This is a genomic window from Variovorax sp. YR752 (genome assembly GCF_943372545.1).
Genome location: NZ_CALRZC010000079.1, coordinates 25105 through 32079, shown reverse-complemented (window position 1 = coordinate 32079; position 6975 = coordinate 25105). Strand labels below are relative to the sequence as shown.

The 6975-nt window shown below is 70.4% G+C and carries 6 protein-coding genes; 4 read left to right on the top strand and 2 right to left on the bottom strand.

Annotation, left to right across the window (positions count from 1 at the left end; translation table 11 throughout):
* Positions 1–185: 185 nt before the first annotated feature.
* Positions 186–1100 (bottom strand): LysR family transcriptional regulator, encoded by a 915-nt coding sequence (locus AAG801_RS19390; protein ID WP_341889817.1) that lies wholly within the window; start codon positions 1098–1100, stop codon positions 186–188.
* An 87-nt stretch (positions 1101–1187) separates the two neighbouring features.
* Here AAG801_RS19390 and AAG801_RS19385 point away from each other — a divergent pair, with 87 nt between their 5' ends.
* From AAG801_RS19385 to AAG801_RS19370, 4 genes are read left to right on the top strand one after another with little or no spacing between them, the layout of a single operon-like run.
* The gene (locus AAG801_RS19385; protein WP_341889816.1) at positions 1188–3347 is read left to right on the top strand and encodes an indolepyruvate ferredoxin oxidoreductase subunit alpha; all 2160 of its coding nucleotides are present in this window, start codon (positions 1188–1190) and stop codon (positions 3345–3347) included.
* Positions 3348–3361: 14 nt separating this feature from the next.
* On the top strand, positions 3362–4984 hold the full coding sequence (locus tag AAG801_RS19380) for an indolepyruvate oxidoreductase subunit beta family protein (RefSeq protein ID WP_341889815.1): 1623 nt from the start codon (positions 3362–3364) through the stop codon (positions 4982–4984).
* A gap of 14 nt (positions 4985–4998) precedes the next feature.
* Positions 4999–5991, top strand: a complete 993-nt coding sequence (locus AAG801_RS19375) for a tripartite tricarboxylate transporter substrate binding protein (protein ID WP_341889814.1) — start codon at positions 4999–5001, stop codon at positions 5989–5991.
* Positions 5992–6011: 20 nt separating this feature from the next.
* The gene (locus AAG801_RS19370; RefSeq protein ID WP_341889813.1) at positions 6012–6458 is read left to right on the top strand and encodes an acyl-CoA thioesterase; all 447 of its coding nucleotides are present in this window, start codon (positions 6012–6014) and stop codon (positions 6456–6458) included.
* Positions 6459–6476: 18 nt separating this feature from the next.
* Here the strand turns inward: AAG801_RS19370 and AAG801_RS19365 are convergent, their stop codons facing one another.
* Positions 6477–6953: a low molecular weight protein-tyrosine-phosphatase gene (locus AAG801_RS19365; protein ID WP_341889812.1), complete on the bottom strand. Its 477-nt coding sequence runs from the start codon at positions 6951–6953 to the stop codon at positions 6477–6479.
* Positions 6954–6975: the final 22 nt, after the last annotated feature.

Genomic DNA, 6975 nt, shown 5'->3' with positions numbered 1-6975 from the left:
CGTGGTGGCCTGCATGCACAAGCTGCTGGCCATCGCCTACGGTGTTCTGAGGTCCCGAAAACCCTTTGATGCGAACTACCTCAAGGCAACCAGCCCTTGACGAGCACAACGGTGTCTTGATTTCGCTGCGGGAAGCACCCAGTGCCCTGAGCACGGGGCACGCTGTGGGTGTGTCCCGGCTGCGGTCAGCCGCGCTCCGAGAACAAAGCCACGATCACCTGCCGCAACCACCGGTTGCCCGGGTCGGCCTCGAAGCGCTTGCTCCAGTGCAGCGACACGGTGAAGTCGCGCAGCGGAAACGGCGGCTCGACGATGGCGTAGCCGCCTTCGGCCGCGAAGCCGCGCGCGATGTTGCGCGGCATCACGACCGCGAGGTCGGTGGCGCGCACGATGGCCGGCAGCACCATGAAGTGCTCGGTCGTCAGGCGCAGGCGGTCTTCGAGGTTCAGCAGCTGCAGGATGCGCAGCGTGTCGGCATGGGTGCGCACGGCCACGTAGTCGAGCTCGTGCAGCGCCGCGAGCAGCGCCTGGCCGCTGCGCCGGCGCTTCACGAAGGGATGGTCGTGGCGCAGCAGCACGATGTAGCGGTCTTTCAGCAGCTGCGTGCGCTGGGTGTCCTTCACGTGCGGCAGGAAGCCGAAGGCGCAGTCGACCTTGCCGCTGTCGAGCGCGGTGGCGATGTCGCCCGGCGCGAGCGGCATGGTCTCCACGCGCACGCCCGGCGCCAGCTCGCGCAGCCTCGCCATCAGCGCGGGCAGAAAACGGCCCTCGCCGATGTCGCTCATGTGGATGCGGAACAGCTTGCGCGAGGCGGCGGGCTCGAAGCGCTCGGGCTCGCTCAGCGCCTGCTGCAGCATGGCCAGCGCCGACTGCACAGGCACGGCCAGCCGCTCGGCGCGCGGCGTGGGCGCGACGCCGCCGAGGCTGCGCGTGAACAGCGCGTCGCCCAGCAGCAGGCGCAGCCGCGTGAGGCCGTGGCTGGCCGCCGGCTGCGTGAGGCCCAGGGCCTCGGCGGCGCGGCTCACGTTGCGGGTGCGGTAGACGGCATCGAACAACCGGAGCAGGTTGAGATCGACCGCGTCGATATGCACGCCATTCATATTCGATAGCTGGCTCATTGCATTGAAGTATGACGCAGGCCCGCCCACACTCCCGCGTTCTCCCCACGACAAGAAGCACGAGACACGATGGAAGTTTCATTCAGCAAGGAAGTGGAAATGCTGCGCCTGGGCGCGGGCGACACCTTCCACGGCGAGGGCATCCTCGCGATCACCAAGGGCCTGCTGCAATCGGGCGTGGCCTACGTCGGCGGCTACCAGGGCGCACCGGTGTCGCACCTGCTCGACGTGATGGTGCAGGGCAAGGCGTACATGGACGAGTTGGGCGTGCACGTGGAGGCCTGCTCCAACGAGGCCTCGGCGGCGGCGATGCTCGGCGCGTCGATTCACTACCCGCTGCGCGGTGCCGTCACCTGGAAGTCGATCGTCGGCACCAACGTGGCGGCCGATGCGCTGTCGAACCTGTCGTCGCCCGGCGTGACGGGCGGCGTGCTGATCGTGGTGGGCGAAGACTACGGCGAAGGCGCCAGCGTGATCCAGGAGCGCACGCACGCCTACGCGCTCAAGTCGAGCATGTGCCTGCTCGATCCGCGGCCCGACCTGGGCGTGATGGTGCGCATGGTCGAGCAGGGCTTCCAGCTGTCGGAGGCGTCGAACATGCCCTGCCTGATGGAGCTGCGCATCCGCACCTGCCACGTGCGCGGCAGCTTCGACTGCAAGGACAACATCGCGCCCGCCGTGTCCACGCGCGCGCTGATGGACGAGCCCGCGGCCTTCGACTACATGCGCCTGGCACACCCGCCCGTCACCTTCCGCCACGAGAAGCTCAAGGGCGATGAGCGCATGCCGGCCGCGCGCCGCCACATCGTGGCGAACGGCCTCAACGAGCTGATGCCCGGCCTGCGCCACCCCGACCTGGGCATCGTGGTGCAGGGCGGCCTGTACAACGCGCTGATCCGCAGCCTGCAGCAGCAGGGCCTGGCCGATGCGTTCGGCGACACCGACATCCCGATCCTCGTGCTCAACGTGACCTACCCGCTGGTGCCGGAGCAGGTGGCCGACTTCTGCATCGGCAAGCGCGCGGTGCTGGTGGTGGAAGAAGGCCAGCCCGAGTACATCGAGCAGGACATCGCCACCTTGCTGCGCCGCCGCGACATCCAGACACCACTGCACGGCAAGGACCTGCTGCCGCAGGCCGGCGAATACGGCGTGGAAGTGCTGTCGGGGGGCCTCGCGGCCTTTGCCGAGCGCTACCTCGGTGCGAGCGAAGCCGCCACGTCGGCGCAGGCCTGGCTGGCGGGCAACCGCGAGCGCCGCGAGGCGGTGGCACACCGGCTCGACGCGCCGCTGCCCAACCGCCCGCCGAGCTTTTGCGTGGGCTGCCCGGAGCGGCCGGTGTTCTCCGCCCTCAAGCTCGCGCAGCAGGAGACGGGGCCGGTGCACATCGCGGCCGACATCGGCTGCCACGCATTCGGCACCTTCGAGCCTTTTTCGATGGGCCACTCGATCCTCGGCTACGGCATGAGCCTGGCGAGCCGCGCCGGCGTGGCGCCGATGATGAACCGCCGCACGCTGTCGATCATGGGCGACGGCGGTTTCTGGCACAACGGCCTGCTCACGGGCGTGCAGAGCGCGCTGTTCAACGACGACGACGCGGTGCTGCTGATCTTCAAGAACGGCTACACCTCGGCCACCGGCACGCAGGACATCATCTCCACGCCCGACGACGAGATCAAGGAACGCGCGGTCGACAAGCAGCAGAGCCTGGTCGACAAGAACCAGACCATCGAGGCCACGCTCACGGGCCTGGGCGTGAAGTGGATGCGCACCGTCACCACCTACGACGTGGAGCGCATGCGCAAGACGCTCACCGAAGCGCTCACGAGCGACTTCAACGGCCTGAAGGTGGTGATCGCCGAGGGCGAGTGCCAGCTCGAGCGGCAGCGCCGCATCAAGCCGTGGATCGCCGGCCTGCTGAAAAAGGGCAAGCGCGTGGTGCGCGTGAAGTACGGCGTCGACGAGGACGTGTGCAACGGCGATCACGCCTGCATCCGCCTGTCGGGCTGCCCCACGCTCACGCTGAAAGACAACCCCGATCCGCTGAAGGTCGACCCGGTGGCCGTGGTCATCGACGGCTGCGTGGGCTGCGGCCTGTGCGGCGCCAACGCGCACGCGGCCACGCTGTGCCCGAGCTTCTACCGGGCCGAGGTGGTGCAGAACCCGAAATGGCACGAACGCCTGCTGCACGGCCTGCGCGGCGCGATCGTCGGTGCGCTGCGGCCCGCATGAAAGAGAACCGAAACATGGAACAGAACCGTCCCACCACCCTGCTCGTCTGCGCCCTCGGCGGCGAAGGCGGCGGCGTGCTCACCGAATGGCTGGTCGACACCGCGCGCCACGCAGGCTATGCGGCACAGAGCACGTCGATCCCCGGCGTGGCACAGCGCACCGGCGCCACCACCTACTACATCGAGGTGTTCCCGGTGCCGATGGCGCAGCTCGGCGGCCGGCGGCCGGTGTTCAGCCTGAGCCCGGTGCCGGGCGCGCTCGACGCGATCGTCTCGTCGGAGCTGCTGGAGACCACGCGCCAGATCGGCAACGGCATGAGCGCGCCGCTGCGCACGCTGGTCATCAGCTCGTCGGCGCGCGTGCTCACCACGGCCGAGCGCATGGTGCCCGGCGACGGCCGCGCCGACGCGCAACGCCTGCTCGACGTGGTCAAGGCCTTCAGCCGCGAGCACCACGTGCTCGACATGGGTGGCATGGCGCGCGAGGCCGGCACGGTGGTCAGCGCCGTGATGTTCGGCGCGATCGCGGGCAGCGGCCTCTTCCCGTTTCCGCGCGAGGCCTACGAACGCGCGGTGCGCGGCGGCGACGAAGCCGCACCCGACAAGCTCGGCAAGATGGCCGCCGCCAGCCTGCGCGGCTTTGCCGCCGCCTTCGAGGCGGTGCGCGCGCCGCGCGCCCAGGCTGCGTTCGTGCAGGGCGTGCTGGCCAGCGACGACACGCGCGACGCGCCACCGACACCGCAGGCCCTGCCCGACGATGTGGCACGCCGCTTTCCACCCGCCGTGCACGACATGCTCGCGCTCGGCCATGCGCGGGTGCGCGACTACCAGGACGGCGCCTACGCCGCGCTGTACGCCGAGCGCCTGGCGCGGGTGCTCGAGGCTGAACGCGCCGCCGACCCGTCGGGCGCGCAGGGCTTCGCGGTCACGCGCGAAATGGCGCGCTGGCTGGCGCTGTGGATGGCTTTCGACGACATCGTGCGCGTGGCCGCGCTGAAGGGCCGCGCCAGCCGCGCGCGCCGCGTGCGCCAGGAAGTGCGCGCGGGCGACGAAGACATCGTGAAGGTCTTCGACCACTTCAAGCCCGGCGCGCCCGAGTTCGCAGCGCTGCTGCCGCCGTCGCTCGCGCGCCGCGTGACCGCATGGGACCGTGGCCGCCAGTCGCGCGGACTTGCGCCGTGGGCCTTGCCGCTGCAGGTGGGCAGCCACTCGGTGCTGGGCATGGCCTCGCTGCGCGCGCTGGCCTCGCTCACCTGGCTGCGCCGGCGCGGCAGCCGCTTTGCCGAAGAGCAGGCGCTGATCGAGCGCTGGCTCGCCGCCGTCGAAACCGGCACGCGCACGCACTGGGCACTGGGCCGCGAGCTGGCGCTGTGCGGCCGGCTCATCAAGGGCTACGGCAGCACCAACGAACGCGGCAAGCACAACCTGCTGCACGTGATCGACGAGCTCGCAGGCCGCGCCGCGCTGCCCCCCGCCGTGCGCGCCGAGGCGATTGCCGCGGCACGCGAGGCCGCGCTCGCGGACGAAGGCGGCAAGGCCCTCGACGCCGCGCTCACGCGCCACGGCGCCGCGCCGCGCCCGGTGCAGGCGCAACCCATCCGCTGGATGAAGCGGCCCAAGACAACGACCACGACCTGAGGAGACAAAGAACCATGACCCCACGCCCCCTTCCGACGACATCGCGCCGCGTGCTGCTGGCGGTCGCCTTGGCGAGCACCGCCTTGTGCGCGCCCCCCGTGCACGCCGACACCTGGCCGTCCAAGCCCATCAAGGTGATCGTCAACTTCCCGGCCGGCGGTGCGGCCGACCAGCTCGCGCGTGCCGTCTCACAGCCGCTGCAGGAGGCGCTGAAGCAGCCCGTGGTGATCGAGAACCGCGGCGGCGCCAACGGCAACGTCGGCGGCGAGGCCGTGGCGCGCGCGGCGGCCGACGGCTACACGCTGCTCATGAGCTCGGGCGGCATGGTGTCGGTGAACCCGCACCTGTATGCGCGCATGAGCTTCGACCCCGCGAAGGACCTGGTGCCCGTGGCCGCGGCCGCGCGCGTGCTGGTGTTCCTGGTCACGCGCCCTTCGCTGCCGCCGACCGACGTGAAGTCGTTCATGGCCTACCTCAAGGCCAACCCGGGCAAGCTCTCGTACGGCTCGCCGGGCAATGGCAGCTCGCCGCACCTGGCGGGCGAGATGTTCAAGAGCCAGGCCGGCCTGTTCGCGCTGCACGTGCCCTACCGCGGCGCCGCGCCTGCGCTGCAGGATTTGCTGGCCGGCCAGATCGACTACGCCTTCGACCCCGGCATCGGCCTGAACCAGGTGCGCGCCGGCAAGCTCAAGCTGCTGGCCGTGGGCAGCCCGCACCGCTCGTCGCAGTTCCCCGACGTGCCTACGCTTGATGAGGCCGGCCTGCGTGGCTTCGATGCCGACACGGTGTTCGGTTTCTACGCACCGGCCGGCACACCGCCCGAGGTGGTGGCGCAGCTCAACACGCAGATCAACCGCGCGCTCGCGCTGCCCGCGGTGAAGGAGCGCATCGCGGCCATCGGCGGCGAGCCGCTGCCGGGCACGCCGGGCGACTTCCAGCGCCGTGCGGCGGCGGATTCGCAACGCTTCGGCGCGCTGATCCGCGAGCGCGGCATCAAGGCCGATTGAGGGCGCGGGACAATCGACGGATGAACAGCACCACGCCTTCTCCCGACGCTTCCGGCAAGGAAGTCGTCTACACCGCGCGCGTCGAGTTCGGCGACTGCGACCCGGCCGGCATCGTCTGGTTTCCCAACTTCTTCCGCTGGATCGACGCGGCCTCGCGCCACTTCTTTGCCGAGTGCGGCGTGCCGCGCTGGGAAGAAACGGCCCAGACCCTCGGCGTGATCGGCACGCCGCTGGTCGACACGCACACGCGCTTCGTCAAGGCGGCCAGCTACGGCGACACGCTGCAGATCGCGGTGCGCATCACCGAGTGGCGCGACAAGAGCTTCGTGCAGACCTACCGCGTGACGCGCGGCGACGACCTGATCCTCGAATGCGAAGAGGTGCGGATCTTTGCCGCGAAGCGCGAAGGCGGTGGCATCCGCGCGGTGCCGATTCCGCCGACGATCCGCGCGCTCTGCATGGACTGAACCCCAGCGCCTGCAGGCTCAGGCCGCGTCGCGACGCAGCTGCGCGAGCAGGCCATCCACGCCGAGGTCGATCAGGTCGAAGGCCTCGATGAAGGCCTGGTGGCCGCCGTACCACGGGTCGGGCACGTCACCGCCGATGGCTTCGGCGAACTCCGAGAGCAGGCGCACCTTGCGCGCCGCCTCCGCGGGCGCACGCCTGCGCAGCGCGGCGCAGTGCTGCTGCGTCATGCCGACGAGCCAGTCGAAACGTTCGAAGTCGGACGCACGCACCTGGCGTGCGCAGTGCGTGGGCATCTCGATGCCGCGCCGCAGCGCCTCGGCCACCGAGCGCGGGTCGGGCGGATTGCCGCGCTCCTCGTCGGAAATGGCGGCGCTGTCGACCTCCACCGCGAAGCCCGCAAGCCGCGCCTTGTGGACCAGCAATGCGTGCGCGGTCGGCGAACGGCAGATGTTCCCTGTGCAGATGAACAGGACGGCGGGGGTGCTTGGTTTCATGCGCATCGACTATAGGCACAGG